The sequence below is a fragment of the Streptomyces sp. NPDC002602 genome (genome assembly GCF_042889445.1).
Classification (GTDB): Bacteria; Actinomycetota; Actinomycetes; order Streptomycetales; family Streptomycetaceae; genus Streptomyces.
This window is the reverse complement of the sequence record NZ_JBIAQX010000004.1, coordinates 48,072-63,292: the sequence shown is the minus strand read 5'-3', so window position 1 is coordinate 63,292 and position 15,221 is coordinate 48,072. Positions and strand designations below refer to the sequence as shown.

At 72.2% G+C, this 15,221-nt stretch carries 13 protein-coding genes; 5 read left to right on the top strand and 8 right to left on the bottom strand.

Annotated elements, in window-relative coordinates:
- Positions 1–4: 4 nt before the first annotated feature.
- Positions 5–817 (bottom strand): hypothetical protein, encoded by an 813-nt coding sequence (locus ACFYW3_RS13390; protein ID WP_351751079.1) that lies wholly within the window; start codon positions 815–817, stop codon positions 5–7.
- A 37-nt stretch (positions 818–854) separates the two neighbouring features.
- On the opposite strand from ACFYW3_RS13390, the gene ACFYW3_RS13385 reads away from it, so the two are divergent.
- Positions 855–1,226, top strand: a complete 372-nt coding sequence (locus ACFYW3_RS13385; protein ID WP_389386583.1) for a trypsin-like serine protease — start codon at positions 855–857, stop codon at positions 1,224–1,226.
- Here the strand turns inward: ACFYW3_RS13385 and ACFYW3_RS13380 are convergent.
- Positions 1,181–1,849 (bottom strand): class I SAM-dependent methyltransferase, encoded by a 669-nt coding sequence (locus tag ACFYW3_RS13380; protein WP_351751076.1) that lies wholly within the window; start codon positions 1,847–1,849, stop codon positions 1,181–1,183. The genes ACFYW3_RS13385 and ACFYW3_RS13380 overlap by 46 nt on opposite strands.
- 178 nt (positions 1,850–2,027) lie before the next feature.
- Positions 2,028–4,181 carry an elongation factor G gene (fusA, locus tag ACFYW3_RS13375; protein ID WP_389386306.1) on the bottom strand — a complete coding sequence of 718 codons (2,154 nt, stop codon included), beginning with the start codon at positions 4,179–4,181 and terminating at the stop codon, positions 2,028–2,030.
- A 487-nt stretch (positions 4,182–4,668) separates the two neighbouring features.
- Here fusA and ACFYW3_RS13370 point away from each other — a divergent pair, with 487 nt between their 5' ends.
- Entirely contained in the window at positions 4,669–5,484 is an 816-nt protein-coding gene (locus tag ACFYW3_RS13370; RefSeq protein WP_389386305.1) for a hypothetical protein, read from the top strand.
- A 118-nt stretch (positions 5,485–5,602) separates the two neighbouring features.
- On the opposite strand, the gene ACFYW3_RS13365 is transcribed toward ACFYW3_RS13370, so the two are convergent.
- Positions 5,603–6,268 carry a L,D-transpeptidase gene (locus ACFYW3_RS13365; protein WP_351751072.1) on the bottom strand — a complete coding sequence of 222 codons (666 nt, stop codon included), beginning with the start codon at positions 6,266–6,268 and terminating at the stop codon, positions 5,603–5,605.
- A 336-nt stretch (positions 6,269–6,604) separates the two neighbouring features.
- Complete coding sequence (locus tag ACFYW3_RS13360; protein ID WP_389386304.1) at positions 6,605–7,186, bottom strand: TetR family transcriptional regulator; 582 nt, start codon at positions 7,184–7,186, stop codon at positions 6,605–6,607.
- A 112-nt stretch (positions 7,187–7,298) separates the two neighbouring features.
- Between ACFYW3_RS13360 and ACFYW3_RS13355 the strand changes: the two genes are divergently transcribed.
- On the top strand, positions 7,299–8,282 hold the full coding sequence (locus tag ACFYW3_RS13355; RefSeq protein WP_389386303.1) for an aldo/keto reductase: 984 nt from the start codon (positions 7,299–7,301) through the stop codon (positions 8,280–8,282).
- Positions 8,283–8,337: 55 nt separating this feature from the next.
- On the opposite strand, the gene ACFYW3_RS13350 is transcribed toward ACFYW3_RS13355, so the two are convergent.
- Positions 8,338–8,862 carry a hypothetical protein gene (locus tag ACFYW3_RS13350; RefSeq protein WP_389386302.1) on the bottom strand — a complete coding sequence of 175 codons (525 nt, stop codon included), beginning with the start codon at positions 8,860–8,862 and terminating at the stop codon, positions 8,338–8,340.
- Between the two features lie 381 nt (positions 8,863–9,243).
- Here ACFYW3_RS13350 and ACFYW3_RS13345 point away from each other — a divergent pair, with 381 nt between their 5' ends.
- The gene (locus ACFYW3_RS13345; protein WP_389386301.1) at positions 9,244–11,556 is read left to right on the top strand and encodes a serine hydrolase; all 2,313 of its coding nucleotides are present in this window, start codon (positions 9,244–9,246) and stop codon (positions 11,554–11,556) included.
- 63 nt (positions 11,557–11,619) lie between these two features.
- Here the strand turns inward: ACFYW3_RS13345 and ACFYW3_RS13340 are convergent, their stop codons facing one another.
- Positions 11,620–12,204 carry an XRE family transcriptional regulator gene (locus ACFYW3_RS13340; protein WP_351763601.1) on the bottom strand — a complete coding sequence of 195 codons (585 nt, stop codon included), beginning with the start codon at positions 12,202–12,204 and terminating at the stop codon, positions 11,620–11,622.
- Positions 12,205–12,392: 188 nt separating this feature from the next.
- On the opposite strand from ACFYW3_RS13340, the gene ACFYW3_RS13335 reads away from it, so the two are divergent.
- Positions 12,393–13,973 (top strand): MFS transporter, encoded by a 1,581-nt coding sequence (locus ACFYW3_RS13335; RefSeq protein WP_389386300.1) that lies wholly within the window; start codon positions 12,393–12,395, stop codon positions 13,971–13,973.
- A gap of 117 nt (positions 13,974–14,090) precedes the next feature.
- Here the strand turns inward: ACFYW3_RS13335 and ACFYW3_RS13330 are convergent, their stop codons facing one another.
- Positions 14,091–15,200, bottom strand: coding sequence for an amidohydrolase family protein (locus ACFYW3_RS13330; RefSeq protein WP_351763603.1), 1,110 nt, complete (start codon positions 15,198–15,200; stop codon positions 14,091–14,093).
- Between the last annotated feature and the right edge of the window lie 21 nt (positions 15,201–15,221).

Genomic DNA, 15,221 nt, shown 5'->3' with positions numbered 1-15,221 from the left:
GGTGTCAGGCCGGGCCGCCCACACCCTTCTTGACCATCTCGGTCACGTCCGCCGTGTCGCCGGCCGGCGGGGCGGTGATCGCCCGCGCGACGCCGAAGGACAGGAAGTCCATGTTGACGGTGGTCGTCCCGAAGGTCTGCTTCATCCGGGCGGGCATGCCCTTGTCGTCGACCCAGACGTCCGCCACGAGTTCATCGCCCGTGCCCAGCGCGTTGTACATGGCCGCCGCGTCGCCGAGCTTGTCCGCCGGAACCGAGGCGTGGTAGTGGACCGCCTTCTTGCCGTTGACGTTCTCCGTTCCGACCTTGGTGACGCCCCGGGCGAACTTGAGCGACTTCAGGCCGGCGGTCGGGTCGGCCTCCCCCCGACTCATGCCGGCCGCGCCCGCCTCGCCCAGAACGGCGGACGCCTCGAGCTTCAACCAGGTCTTGCCCTTGAGCGGGCCCGTCTCCGCCGGGTCGACCCCGTAGTAGTACGCCCCGTCCACGAGGCGCATCGTGATGGTGTCGTCCGCGACCAGCTCCTCCATCTGGAGGTCCTTGGCCGGCATCTCGGTCTCCAACGCGAGGCCGTTGCCCCAGGAGTAGACACCCTTCATGGACACCGGCCTCCCGCCCGTGTCCGGCGACGTCACGGTCATGTCTATGTTCGCCGAACCGGCCTTCGACGCCTCGTCGGAAGCCTGCGACAGCGCCGCGACCAGGACCTCCGCCGACTCCGCGGCCTGCTTGGCGACCGGGCTCGCCGTACAGCCCACCGCACCCACCGTCACGAACAGCGCCGCGGTGACACCCGCGGCAGCCTTGCCTGCCTTCATCCCCACCCCTATTGCCGACCATCCGTCGTTCATCTTTATGAGGAGCCTACATTCGCGCGGCGGTCCGGTCCGCCGGCCCCGCGGGGAACCGGGGCGCGCGGCTCCGCGCCGTGGTTCGCTGAAGGTCTGCGGAGCCTCCGCACCCGGCACCGACGACAGCATCGCCCGGGGCGACTCAGGGGGGCCGCTGGTCGCCGGCGGAAAGGCGATCGGCATCGTCTCCACTCCACCGGCAACAACTACTGCGACGACCAGGACCCGGTCTCCGTGCTCACCCGGGTCGGCGAGGACGCCGCCGGGCTCGGCCTCCCCCTCGGACAGCGCGTCACGACACGGCGGGGGAGGGGGAGCCGGGACCGCGCGTCACGACACGGCGGGGGCCGCCGCCGGCTTGCGGGCCACGACGTAGGCCTGCGGCACCTTCTCCACGCCCTCCTCGGGTTCCCGCAGCAGCCGCGCGCGGACCGCGAACCCGGCCCGGTCGAGGGCCTCGGCGATCCACCGCGGCCGTTGCCGACGGAAGTCGAGCGCCACCTCGTGGCCGAACGGCCGTTCCACGCGCAAGGGAGCGTCGCCCACCTGGAAGGACAGCATCAGGTGACCGCCGGGGGCCAGCACCCGATGGAACTCGGCGAACACCCCGGGCAGCAGCTCCCGCGGGACGTGGATGATCGAGTACGAGGCGAGGACGCCGCCGAGGGAACCGTCCGCCAGGTCCAGGGCGGTCATGGAACCCTCCTCGAACCGCAGGTGCGGATACGTGCTCCGGGCCAACGCGACCATGGCCGGCGACAGGTCGAGCCCGAACGCGGACAGCCCCAGCCCGTCCAGGTACGCCGTCAGGTGTCCGTGGCCACAGCCGATGTCGGCGACCGGCCCGCCGGCGCCCGCGCTCACGAGTTCGGCGAACCCGGCCACCATCGCCCGGTCGAGCGGTCTGTCGACCAGCCAGTCGCCGAAGTGCTCGGTGTAGTCGAGGGCCACGGTGTCGTAGAACACCCGGGCCGTGTCGAGGAAGTCTGATCCGGTCATGGCCGCACACCTTATACGCCTGCCCCGAAGGCGTCCCGGGCACGCCCTCTGCGGACACCGCCCGCGCGGACGACCCGAGGGGGAGGCCCGACGCGGGAAGACCCGAACGCGGGAAGGCTCGACGGGAGGGCCCGACGCGGGAAGGCCCCCGACCGCCGGGGCGGTCGGGGGCCACGCGTCAGTCGGACGCGCCCCGGGCGTACACCGTCGCGGGCACGGGGGCGTACCCCACGGGCCGGGAGGTGAACGTGCCCCGGCCCTGGCTGCGGCTGCGCAACCGGGAGGCGTAACCGAAGAGTTCCGCCAACGGAACGGCCGCCGTGATCGAGGTGCTCCCGGTCCGCGTGGTCGATCCCGCGACCCGTCCGCGTCGCGCCGCGAGGTCACCGAGCACACCGCCGACGGCCTCGTCGGGGACGGTCACCACGACCTCGACCACCGGCTCCAGCAGCTCCATGGTCGCGGCGCGCAACGCCTCGCGCAGCGCGAACCGCCCCGCCGCCCGGAACGCCATCTCCGAGGAGTCCTTGGAGTGGGTGGCGCCATCGGTCAGCGTGACCCGCAGCCCCGTCACCGGATGACCGCCGAGGGGACCCTCGGCGAGCGCGTCCCGGCAACCCGCCTCCACCGCGCGGACGAACTCCTGCGGCACCCGGCCACCGACGACCACGGACCGGAACACGAAGCCGCCCGTCCCGCCCGAACCACCGGTACCGGTACCGGAGTCGTCGCGTGCGGCGCAGGCGTCACCGTCGTCGCCGTCCAAGGGGGCGACGTCGATGACCACGTGGGCGAACTGGCCCGCGCCGCCGTCCTGCTTCACGTGCCGGTAGACGAGACCGGACACTCCGCGAGCCACCGTCTCCCGGTAGGCCACCCGGGGGCGACCCACCTCGACGCGCAGCCCGTGGCTGAGCCGGATCTTCTCCACCGCTACCTCCAGATGCAGTTCGCCCATTCCCGACAGCACCGTCTGCCCCGTCTCGGGATCCGTCCGCACGGCCAGGGAGGGGTCCTCCTCGACCAACCGGGCCAACGCCGACGACAGGCGACCGATGTCGGCCCGGGCGCCCGCCTCGACCGCCACGGACACCACCGGCACGGCCACCGTGGGCGGTTCGAGGACCAGCGGCGCGTCCGGAGCGCACAGCGTCGTCCCGGCGCGGGTGGACTTGAGTCCGACCACGGCGACGATGTCCCCGGCCACCGCCTGCTCCACCTCGGCGTGGCGGTCGGCCTGGACGCGCAGGATGCGGCCGATCCGTTCGGTCCGGCCCGCCGTCGCGTCCAGTACGGTCTCCCCCTTTCGCATCGTTCCCGAGTAGACGCGCAGACACGTCAGCCGCCCGGTCGCCGTCGCGTTCACCTTGAAGGCCAACGCGGCGAACGGGGCCGCCGGATCGGCGACGCGCTCCTCCTCCCCTTCCGCGCGGGCCCCGTGGAGCGCGGTTCCGCGCACCGGCGGCATGTCCGCCGGGGAGGGGAGGTAGTCCACGACGGCGTCGAGCAGCGGTTCCACCGCACGGTTGCGGTACGCGGAGCCGCACAGCACCACCACGCCCTCACCCCCACGCGTCAGTTCACGCAGCGCGGCCATCAACGTGGAGGTGGAGAGCGACGACGTGGCGCAGTACTCCTCCAGGGCGGCGGGGTGCAGCTCCGCCACCCGCTCGTCGAGCAGCCGGCGGCGCCGCGACGCCTCCTCCCGCAGGGCGTCCGGCACCGCGCCCACCTCGAACGTCCCTGACCCGGAACCGGATCCGCCGGCCGCCGCGCTCCAGACCAGTGCCCGCATGCGGACGAGGTCCACGACCCCGGTGAAGCCGTCCTCCCGCCCGATGGGCAGGTGGACCACCAGGGGAACGACGTGGAGCCGGTCGCGCAGCGAGGCGACGGCGGCGTCGAGATCCGCCCCGACCCGGTCCATCTTGTTGACGAACGCGATGCGGGGCACCCCGTGCCGGTCGGCTTGGCGCCACACCGACTCGCTCTGCGGTTCGACGCCCGCGACGGCGTCGAAGACGGCCACGGCGCCGTCGAGGACGCGCAGCGACCGTTCCACCTCGTCGGCGAAGTCGACGTGTCCCGGGGTGTCGATCAGGTTGATCCGATGCTCGTTCCAGGTGCAACTCACCGCCGCCGCGAAGATGGTGATGCCGCGGTCGCGTTCCTGGGGGTCGTAGTCGGTGACGGTCGTCCCGTCGTGGACCTCACCGCGCTTGTGGGTGGTTCCGGTCGCGTACAGGACCCGTTCGGTGAGTGTGGTCTTGCCGGCGTCGACGTGGGCGAGGATGCCGAGGTTGCGGACGGTGGTCAGAGGTGTGGTGCGCATGGCCCGAGGCCTTTCCGAGGGCATGGGAATGAGGGCGGCGCGATGGGTGGAGGAAGCGACGGAAGGCGGACCGAATCCGCTTGCCCGGCATACCGGCATACCGGCATACCGGCGTACGGCGTACCGGCATGCCGGCGTACTCGTACCGGCGTACTCGTACCGGCGGCATGCCGGTTTCCGGGTACGTGGAGGCGCCGCGAAGGCGGGCCGCGCACACCGCGCGACCGGCTCGTTCGCCGGGGGAGTCAGGTCTTCTTCGTCACTTCGTCTCGGACATCCGGTGACGGCCGCGCAGCCGTTACCGGGAAACCGGAGACACCAGGATCACGTCGTACCGGGACCGGGGAGCGTGGACGGCGATGCGGTGACACATGGCCGGGCTCCCCTCGTGGACTGGTTCGACGAAACACGCGCCGCGCTCTTCGTGGCACACACCGGTGAGTCTATGGACGCGCGTCGGACGGTGCATCACCTTTTCCGCTTCGGCATGGCGGGACCCCGCGAGGGGCATCACGTCCTGGTGAAGTCCGGGAAGTACAGGGGCGGTCGGTACGGGGACTCGCTCCGGCCCTGGTTACGGGCACTGGTCGCCTTCGGCGCGGTTCTCGCCGTCCTCTTCTGCGCGCGGGCCCTCGACCGGGGCCACGACGCGACCGTCACGTACGGCCGCGCGGCCGTGTGCGGCGGCGAGGAGTGCCTCCACGAGGAGACGGGTGAGGTTCGTGACCGCAGGACCGGGCAGACCTGTACGTCGAACGGCACCAGCGGCGGCACGACGGCGGGCGGGGTGCCGGTCACCATCGGCGGCGCCGCCGCCGGCGCGGGCGGGGTGGGCGGCGCACCCGTGACGATCGGGGGCGGGGGTGGCAACGCCGGCACCAGTTGCACCCGGTACCACGACGTGAAGGTGGTCTGGAGCGGCGGCTCCGACTGGTTGGGGGTCGCCGCGGAGACCTACGAGGAGGTACGGGCCGGCGATCGCGCACGGTTGCGGACCTGGCAGGGGCAGGTGGTCCGGCTGGAGATCGGCGGACTCGTCCGGACCTATCCGCCCGCGTCGGAATCGGGCTTGTGGTCACGGGTGTTGCTGCTCTGGCTCGGTCTCGGGGCCGGCGCGTGGGCACTGGTGAGCGGTCGGCGGTCGGACCTCTACGGCCTGGCCGTTCCCTGGTGCATCGTGGCCTTCCCGACCACGCTGTTCGGGCCGGCCCTGTTGATGTGGTCGCCCCCGGCGTTCTGCGGCGCACTGGCCCTGCTGACCGTGGGCCTGGCGTTCGGGGCGCGGGCGGCTCACCGGTTCTGAGCCGCCCCGCCGATCACCTCCCTGATCAGCCGTGCCGCGTCGGCGGGTCGGTCGGCCGTGAAGTGGTTGCGAGGCCCCCGTTGGCGCTGAGCGCCCGCCGGGGGCGCCGCGGTGGTGGTCAGGTCCCGGGCTTGTTCCCGTAGACGTAGACGTCGTCGCCGTTCTTCAGCATGTTCCAGTACGCCTTGGCGTCCGCGATCCGCATGTTGACGCACCCACCGGACCCGGGCGGGTTCCACATGCTCTTGTCCACGGAGTGGAAGGCGATGCCGCCGTCGAAGAACTGGGAGTAGGGCATGGCGACGTTGTAGATCGTCGACCAGTGGTTGATGTTGCGGTAGTAGATCTTCTTCAGGCCGGTCCGGGTCTCGGTGCCGTCCTTGCCGGTGCGCACCGGCACCGGACCGTAGGCCAGCTTCGCGCCGTCCTGGACCCAACTGAGCTGTCGCGTCAGGTCAACGCAGGCGATTCGCCCCAGATTGGTCGGACACTTGCCCGCCTTGTTGGGGGTGGTGCCCGCCGCCCGCTGGTCCAACATCGTGCTCATCGTGCGCCAGGTGAGCGCTCCCGCGTAGCCCACGGTCGGCGTGATGCCGTGGGTCGCCTGGAACGATCTGATGGCGGTGCAGTCGGCGGCCGACTGGACCCCGTCGACCGGTCGCCCCAGGAACTGTTCGACCTGCCGCTGGTACGGCCCGGTGGTCACGTTGCAGGTGGCGGCTTGCGCCGCCCCGCCACCGGCCACCACCAGCGGCGCTGCCAGCGCCACGGCCCCGCCGACCACAACCGCGGTCCTTCGTCTCGTACGTATGCGCGTGAATTTCACATCGGCCTCCCCATGGGGTTGTTCCCACCTGTGAGGCGGAACGTACAGGCGATCGTCGCCGGTTGGGATCCCGGTGCCGTAAATCGCCTCGTACGCATGCCGTAGGGGTGTGGACATGACCGGAAGGATCCGTTCCGTCCCTCGATGTGATCGGCTCGGGGGTCGTCTTCGGGGGTCGCCTTCTGGAGGCGGTCGCGGGCGTCGGTCGCGCCGCCCGGCCCCAGGCCTCGGACGGCAGGCGGCAGCCCCGGGGCAGACCCCGCGTTTCAGACCCCGTGTGCCAGACCCCAGGCGTCAGACCTCGGGCGCGGCCGTGGCGCGGCGTACGGACTCGACCACCGCCGCGCGATGTCGCGAGAGGTGCTCGGCCGGCCAGTCGACGCCCTGGCCGCCGGCCGCGGGGCCGCCCACCGCGCCGAACCAGGCCTGGGACAGTCCCATCACCAGCGTCAGCACGTCGGCGGGATCCAGGGACGGATCGACACGGCCGGCGCGCTGGGCCCGCTCCACCTCCGCGATCTTGTCGCGGTAGGACTCCGCCTCGACGTCCGTGCTGCCGGGGCGTTCCAGTTGCTTCCACAGCACGAGCCGCATCAGGGACGGGCGCTCGACGAGATGGTCGAAGACGGCGCCGGCGTAGCCCGCCAGGTCGTCGGCGTCGAACGGGACCGACTCCGCGCCCGACTCCAGCGCCCTCAGCAGGACCGCGTCGAAGAGCTCCTCCTTGTTGCCGAAGTACACGTAGATGAGCCGCTTGTTCGCCTGCGCCGTCTCGGCGATGCGGTCCACCCGCGCACCGGCGATGCCGTACGTCGCGAACTCGGAGAAGGCCGCGTCGAGCAGGCGTGCCTTGGTAGCGCTGGAATTCCGTGCCATGCGTGCAGCCTAACAAGTAACTATCTGGTTATTGACATTCTCCCGGGGTCGGATGCATGGTTGACCTATCCAGTTAGTTACTTAATGGTTTCTGCTTGTAAAGGGGCATGTCATGGAGATCCGCGCACTGGGCGGTCAGGGACTCGAGGTCGGCGTCGAGGGCCTCGGGCTGATGGGAATGAGCGCCCACTACGGCGCCACCGACGAGACCGAGTCGCTGGCCACCATCGACCGGGCGCTGGAGCTGGGGGTGACGCTGCTCGACACGGCCGAGGGCTACGGCCCCTTCGTCAACGAACAGCTCCTCGGCAAGGCCCTCGCCGGCCGCCGTGAAGCCGCCGTGGTCGCCACCAAGACGGGTGTCGAGTTCACGGACGAGGGGGCCTTCCGAGGCCTCAACGGCACTCCGGAGTACATCCATCGGGCGGCCGAGCGGTCCCTGCGTCACCTCGGCACCGACCGCATCGACCTGTACTACCTGCACCGCGTCGACCCGAACGTGCCCGTCGAGGAGAGCGTCGGCGCGATGGCCGAGCTCGTCACGGCCGGCAAGGTCCGCCACATCGGCCTGTGCGAGGTCGCGCCCACCACCATCCGGCGGGCCCACGCCGTCCACCCGCTCGCCGCCGTACAGACGGAGTACAGCCTCTTCGAGCGGGGCATCGAGCACGACGGCGTCCTGGACGTCCTGCGCGAACTCGGCATCGGGCTCGTCGCCTACTCGCCGCTCGGCCGAGGTTTCCTGTCCGGCGCCGTCACCAGCCCGGACGACTTCGCGGCGGACGACTTCCGGCGTACGGACCCCCGCTTCCAGGGCGCGAACTTCGACCGGAACCTCGCCGTCGTCGAGCAGGTCCGCCGCCTCGCCGCCGAGAAGGGCGTCACCCCGTCCCAGCTCGCCCTGGCCTGGACGCTGCGCCGGGGCGCGGTACCCATCCCCGGCACCAAGCGCCGCCGCTACCTGGAGGAGAACGTCGCCGCGACCGCGGTGACGATCACGGATGCCGATCTGGCCGCCATCGACGCCGTGGCCCCGCACGGAGTGGTCTCGGGCGACCGGTACGCCCCGGAGCTGATGGCCGCACTCAACGGCTGACCGTTCCCCGGGCGCCCGCGTCCGGCCCGCGGGACACGGACGCGGCGGTCCGGGGCTACTGCTTGTTCTTGGTCAGGTCCTCCTGGAAGGCCTTCGCGCAGGTGGGTCCGTTGTCCACGGCGATGAAGGAGATGATCAGCAGGCTGCCGGCCTTGCCCTGGTGGCTCGCCTTCACCGTCCAGCCGCTCTTGTCCAGCGACTTGATGACGGACATCGGCTGGTCGGAGGTCCGCGTCTCCTTCCAGCCTCCCTTCACGAGGGCGGCGACGGTGCCGTCGAAGGACTGCTTCGAATCGGCGGCCTTCTTGCCGTCCGGGTTCCAGGACACCATGCAGGACCGGAGGCTCGCCGGGACGTCGTCCCCCGACTTCTCCGTGAAGCCGGCGGCCGTGGCGGCGCCCGCGATCTCCTGCTTCACCGCGGCGGCGTCCAAGGCGCCCGCACCCTGCTCCGCCGGTGCCGCCGCCCCGGACGCGGGTGCCTCGCCGCCCTTGCCCTTGTCGGCGCCGCCGTCGTTCCCACAACCCGCGACCAGCAACGCCACACCGGCGGCCGCGGCCACCCACTTCGCCTTGCGCACAACTCTCCCGATTCCGCCCGTACGGAGGCCCCTCGCCCCCGTGATCAAGGACGGAGTCTGTCAGGGCGCGATGACGGCCGAAGGGAGCGGCAGGGCCGAGGGCGACGTGAGACCGGTCACTCCGGGAACCGTACGGCCACCCTCGCCACAGCCCCGCCCGCCTGTTCGCGGGGGCACCGCCCGCACCCGCTCTGACGTCGGAGTATGACCGAACGGTCACAGGATGGGGGAGGGGGAACGGCCCGGGCCCGTCGCGCATCTAGAGGTCCGGCGGGTTCCGTGGGACCCGCCGGTGAACGGTATCGGCGAGAGCCGGCGGACCACCGTCATCGCGTGGGCGATGGAGCGGCCGCCGGAGGCGAATGTCAAGGCGGGGCTGGGATGAAGGCGGTAACGGTGGCGGACGGTTCCTCGGACCCTGCGGAGGCCCCGAAGGCTTCGGGCACTACGGACACCGCGGCGCACCTGGGGACATCGGAAACGGATGCGGGGCGGACGACCACCGCGGAGCCCGTGCGGGTGGACGGCGGCGACACGGACGACACGAGAGGAGCCGGGCCCGCGGAAGCCGGCCCGGGCGAGGGCGATCCCGAGGTGGCCGACGGCGAGGGCGCGCCCGAGCCCTCGGGGCGGGCCGCGACGTCCGGCGACGGCCGGGAGGATTCCGAGGTGACGCCGGAGCCCGAGACGACGGCAGGGCCTGAAGGGTCGCGGGAGTCCAGGGAGGCGGCGGAGCCCGAGGAGGCAGGGGAGCCCCAGCGGTCGGCCGGCGCCGAGGCCCCGGCCGACCCCGAGCAGGCGGACGATTCGGAGGCCTCGGTCGACCCCGAGCAGGCGGACGATTCCGAGGACGCGGCCGTGCCCGACCCGGCCCCGGAGGTCGAGGGGACTCCGGAGCCCGGGCGGACGGCCGACTCCGGGGAGTCGACCCCTGACCAGGAAGAGCTCGCCGGGCCCGAGCGGGCGTCGAAGGCCGATCCGGCGGCTCCGCGGACCGAGGCGGCTCCGGAAGCCGTGGAACCCCCGAAGGCCCCGAAGGCCGGCGAGGGCTCCGCCGAGGAGGGGACCACCGGGGGAGCCGCATCGGGTCCGGACGCACGGCCGAAGGCGGGGCCCGAGAAGGGATCGAGAGGCGGATCGTCGGCGCCCGCGCCCATACGCGTGCCGTCGTGGGCGCGAGAGACCCCGGACGACGCCGAGCGGACCAGCGAGTTCGTCGCCCTGAAGGCACTGGAAGCCCCCACCCGAACCCCTGCCCGGACCCCTGCCCCGACCCCCGCCCCCGCCCCCGCCCCGACCCCGGCCCCCGTGCCCGCTTCCGCCCCGAAGGCCCCCGCCCCGGCCGCCCTCGCTCCGGAGCGCACCCGCGAGGTCCCGAGGCCCCCGCAGCCCCCGCTGGACATGTTGGCCCAGCTCACCAACACACCGCCGCCGGTGGAGACCCCCCGCCGGACCGCGCTGCGTCGCGTCAAGATCTGGACGCCGATCGTGCTGGCCCTCGCCGGTTGCTTCGCCGGGGCCCAGCTCATGCGCCCCCTGCCCCAACCGAAGCTCGTCGCCGCGGATGCCTTCCACACCGTCGACGGACAGCTCACCCTTCCCTGGCCGGCCAAGGGCCAGGGCGCCATCCGCGTGCCCGGTTCCGGTGACATCGCGGTGTTCGGTGAGCAGAAACCGGTCCCTACCGCGAGCGTCGCCAAGGTCATGACGGCCTACGTGATCCTCAAGGACCATCCGTTGGCCAAACCCACCGACAAGGGTCCCGACATCACGGTCGACGCGGCGGCGGTGGCGGACGGGACCTCCGAGGACGAGTCCCGGATCGAGGGACTCACGGCGGGAGCCAAGTACAGCCAGCAGGACATGCTCAAGATGCTGATGATCCCCTCGGGCAACAACGTCGCCCGTCTGCTGGCGCGTTGGGACTCCGGCACGGACTCGCAGGACGCCTTCGTCGCGAAGATGAACGCCGCCGCCGCGGAACTCGGCATGAAGGACACCGTCTACACCGATCCCAGTGGCCTGGACAAGGCCACCGTCAGCACCGCCGTCGACCAACTGAAGCTCGCCGAGGCGGTGATGAAGAACGACTCCTTCCGCGCGATCGTCAAACTGCCCAACGCGACCATCCCGGGGCTGCCGAAGCCGATCTACAACAACAACGACAGCCTGCTCACGGCGGCGGACCTCAGCGTCAAGGGCATCAAGACCGGGTCGAGTTCGGCGGCCGGCGGCACACTGCTGTGGGCCTCGTTCAAGTCGGTGGGCGAGGAGACGCCCCTGATCCTCGGCACGATGATGGACCAGCACGCGGACGGCCCCGACCTGAACGGCGGCGACAGCCTGAAGCTGGTGAAGGAGAACAGCAGGAAGGTGATCGACGCGGTCCGCAAGGCCCTCGCCTCGACTCCGGTCATCCACAAGGGACAGGTCGTCGGTCATGTGGACGACGGACTCGGCGGGCGTACCCCGCTCGTCGCCACGAAGGACCTGAACGCGATCGGTGTTCCGGGCCAGCGACTGCGCCTCACCCTCGGCGACGGCGCCTCCGCGCTGCCCCACACCGCGAAGGCCGGCGCCGAAGTGGGAGTGTTGACGGTCGGTGACGGCGCCGGCGCCAAGACCGTACCGGTGGCGGTGGGCGTCGACCTGGCCGAGCCCTCGTTCGGGAACAGGCTCACCCGCCTCGGCTGACGGGTCCGCGGGGTCACCGCCCGGGCTGTCCCGGGCGGTGACCCCGTGCGCCGGATCGGCGCGTCAGGACTGCGGCTTCGCGCGTACGTGCATGCGTTCGCCCTGCCGTCCGAAGAGGCTGAGGACCTCGACGGGCCGTCCGTCCGCGCTGCTGAACCAGTGGGGCACCCGGGTGTCGAACTCCGCCACCTCGCCCGCGCCGAGGACCAGGTCGTGTTCGCCGAGGACCAGGCGCAACCGGCCGTTCAGCACGTACAGCCACTCGTAACCCTCGTGGGTCCGCGGGGAGGGGTCGGCCCCCCGATCGGTGATGATCATCTTGTACGCCTGGATGGGGCCCGGGGTGCGGGACAGGGGTACGTACACCCCGCCGTTCGGCAGGGCGTGGGACGTCAACCGCACCCGGGGGTCGCCCACTTCGGGCGCTCCCACCAGGTCGTCCAGGGGTACGTGGTACGTGCCCGCGAGCGGCAGCAGCAGTTCCAGACTGGGTCGGCGCTGCCCGGACTCCAGCCGGGACAGGGTGCTCTTGGAGATGCCGGTCGCCTCGGAGACAGCCGCCAGGGTGAGTCCGCGCGCGGCGCGCACGCGCCTGAGTCGGGGGCCGACCTCGTCGAGGACCGCTCGGTAGGGCTGTGGTCTGTCCATGGGGGCATTCCATACCGTTGTCCCGGAACCGGCAACAAAGATTGTCGTCTCGCGAGGGCCGGTGCACGCTCCCCGGCAGCGCACCGAGGCCGAACACCGGCCCGGGCCGCCCGCCACGCCGCCTCCCGCCCCATCCGTCGCCACGCGGCGGCCGGGTCGGCGGAGGCCGTGAGAGAACGGAGTTCGTGTTGAGACCGATCGACGAGGGACGCGGGAAAGCCGGCGCCGCCGGCGCGGGGAACACCGGCGCGAGGAACACCGGGGGAACGACCTCGCCGCGAGGGGCGCTCGCCACACTCTCGCTGGCGATGGTGCTCTCCTCGCTCGGCGCCGGCAGTGCCAACGTCGCCCTGCCCACGCTGGCGCACGTGTTCACGGCCTCCTTCCAGCAGGTCCAATGGGTGGTGCTCGCCTACCTCCTGGCCGTCACCGCCCTGATCGTCGGTGCCGGACGGCTCGGCGACCTTCTGGGCCGTCGTCGGCTGCTGCTCGCCGGGATCGCGGTGTTCACGGCGGCCTCGGTCCTGTGCGCCGGCGCGCCCCAGCTCTGGCTGCTGATCGCCGCCCGGGCGGCGCAGGGCCTCGGGGCGGCCGTCATGATGGCCCTCACCATGGCGTTCGTGGCCGAGACGGTTCCCAAGGCGCGGATCGGCAGCGCCATGGGAACGCTCGGAACCATGTCCGCGATCGGCACCGCCCTGGGTCCTTCGCTCGGTGGCCTGCTGATCTCCGGTCTCGGATGGCGGGCGCTCTTCCTCGTCAACGCACCGCTGGGCATCCTGACCCTGCTCCTCGCCCGCCGGCACCTCCCGGTCGACCGGCAGACGCGGGAGCCCGGCGAAGCACGGCCCGGCTTCGACCGCGCGGGCATGGCGCTGCTGGCCCTGACGCTCGGGGCCTACGCCCTCGCCATGACCCTGGGGCACGGCGGGTTCGGTGCGCCGAACGCGGCCCTGTTGACGGCCGCCGTGCTCGGCGCCGTCCTCTTCGTGCGGGTCGAGGGGCGCGTCGCGTCCCCGCTGATCCGGTTGGCCGCGTTCCGCGATCCGGTCCTGAGCGCGGGCCTCGCCGCCGGCACGCTCGTCTCCACCGTGATCATGGCGACGCTCGTGGTCGGACCGTTCCACCTCTCGCGCGGGCTCGGACTCGAAGACGCCCTCGTCGGACTGGTCCTGGCCGTGGGGCCGGTGGTGGCCGCGCTGACCGGTGTACCGGCCGGCCGGCTGGTGGACCGCTTCGGAGCGCGCCGCACGATCTGTGCGGGGCTCCTCGCGATGGCCGCCGGCGCCGTCGCCCTGTCGATGACACGGGTGTCGTCGGGGGTCGTGGGCTATCTGGTCCCGCTCGTGGTCGTCACCGCCGGCTACGCGCTGTTCCAGACGGCCAACAACACCGCCGTCATGGCGGAGGTCGCCCCGGAGCGTCGGGGCGTCACCTCCGCCCTGGTGAACCTCTCGCGCAATCTCGGGCTCGTCACCGGTGCCTCCGTGATGGGCGCGGTGTTCACGTTCGCCTCCGCCGCGGACGACGTCACGACGGCGAGCCCGCAGGCAGTGGCGACGGGAGTGCGGTTCACCTTCGGGGTGGGGGCCGCCCTGATCCTCTGCGCCCTCGCCCTGGTGGTGGGCGGTGGTCTCCTCGCGAGGGCGTACGCGTCGCGGGCGACCGGCGGTACGGACGCCCGTCCCGGCGGTACGGACACCGCCCCCGGCGCGGCGGGGACCGCGCCGGCCGGTGCGGCCACCGACCCCGGCAGGACCCGGCGCTGACCACGTGTCCGCCGGTGCCGCTTCGGCCCGATCCGGCGCGTGCCGCCCACGCGAGCCCACGGGGGCGGCGGGGCGGGAGGGCCGCGAGCGCCGGACCCGGAAGCGGCCGCGGCGCCGTCAGGCCGTGGCCAACTGCGGGATCAACCGGAGCGCGTTGTCGTGGTGGATCCCGCGGACCTGTTCGGGGGTGAGGGCCGGGTCGGCGTCGAGCGCGGGCAGTGCCAGGTCCAGCACCGTGTCGGCGGGCGCGGCGGGCCAGTCGGTGCCGAAGAGGACGTGGTCGGCGGGGGCATGGGCGAGGAGGGTCGCGGCCGGCGCCATGGGGCCCGCCGTGTCGTAGTAGAAGCGCCGGAGGTGGTCGCGGACCGCGGCGGGATCGATGGGCGGGTCGCAGAACCGTCCGAGCGCCTCCAGGCGCGGCGCGATGTACGGGAGGAAGCCACCGGCGTGCGGCAGGATCACCGAGATGTCCGGGAAACGGTCCAGCGTCCGCCTGCTGATCATGTTCACGGCGGCCCGGGTGGTGTCCAACAGGAAGTCGCACATGAAGTTCGGGATGCCGGGGACCGTGGGAGCGCCGGGAGGACCACCCGGGAGGTGGTGCGGGTGGGTGTCCACCACGGCCGAGGCCTCGTTCAGCTCGGCGAACACCCGGTCGTAGGAGGGGTCTCCGAGGTAGACGCCACCGTGGTTCGCCGTCACGTTCACACCCACGGCGCCGAGCTGCCCGAGTCCGCGGCGGATGGCCCAGGACGACGAGTCGAGGTCGTCCAGGAACAGCGGCACGTAGTGCAGGAAACGGCCCGGATGGGAGGCGCTCACCTCGACCATCGAGCGCAGCGTGATGGTGATCGCCTCACGGAGCTGCGCCGACGACCGGTAGCGGGCCGGCAGCATCGGCTTGAGCACCGCCGTCGTGATGCCCGCGCCGTCCATGAACCGGACCGCTTCCTCGATGCCGAGCCCCGCCCAACGCGGCAACTGCCTCGGATCGATCAGCTCGTGTCGCTCGGCCCACTCGCGCCATTCCGGGGCGCAGTAGTGATGGTGCATGTCGATCTTCGGCCGGCTTCCGTGCCCCGTGTCGAGTACCGGTGGGGAATCCTTCGTGGCGACACGGGCGAGATCGCCGACGAGGTCACCCGTGACCACCGGGGGGAGCTGGAGCCCCTCGGCGGGCGCGTGCACCAGGCGCAGACCGGAGGTGGTGTTCGTGGGGTTCTGCATGCCAAATCACCGTTCCTCGGA

What these genes read in the sequence shown, in the direction of transcription:
- ACFYW3_RS13390 (WP_351751079.1), bottom strand. Translation starts at nt 817, where the DNA reads ATGAAGGCAGGCAAGGCTGCCGCGGGTGTCACCGCGGCGCTGTTCGTG.
- ACFYW3_RS13385 (WP_389386583.1), top strand. Translation starts at nt 855, where the DNA reads ATGAGGAGCCTACATTCGCGCGGCGGTCCGGTCCGCCGGCCCCGCGGG.
- ACFYW3_RS13380 (WP_351751076.1), bottom strand. Translation starts at nt 1,849, where the DNA reads ATGACCGGATCAGACTTCCTCGACACGGCCCGGGTGTTCTACGACACC.
- fusA (WP_389386306.1), bottom strand. Translation starts at nt 4,181, where the DNA reads ATGCGCACCACACCTCTGACCACCGTCCGCAACCTCGGCATCCTCGCC.
- ACFYW3_RS13370 (WP_389386305.1), top strand. Translation starts at nt 4,669, where the DNA reads ATGGCGGGACCCCGCGAGGGGCATCACGTCCTGGTGAAGTCCGGGAAG.
- ACFYW3_RS13360 (WP_389386304.1), bottom strand. Translation starts at nt 7,186, where the DNA reads ATGGCACGGAATTCCAGCGCTACCAAGGCACGCCTGCTCGACGCGGCC.
- ACFYW3_RS13355 (WP_389386303.1), top strand. Translation starts at nt 7,299, where the DNA reads ATGGAGATCCGCGCACTGGGCGGTCAGGGACTCGAGGTCGGCGTCGAG.
- ACFYW3_RS13345 (WP_389386301.1), top strand. Translation starts at nt 9,244, where the DNA reads ATGAAGGCGGTAACGGTGGCGGACGGTTCCTCGGACCCTGCGGAGGCC.
- ACFYW3_RS13340 (WP_351763601.1), bottom strand. Translation starts at nt 12,204, where the DNA reads ATGGACAGACCACAGCCCTACCGAGCGGTCCTCGACGAGGTCGGCCCC.
- ACFYW3_RS13330 (WP_351763603.1), bottom strand. Translation starts at nt 15,200, where the DNA reads ATGCAGAACCCCACGAACACCACCTCCGGTCTGCGCCTGGTGCACGCG.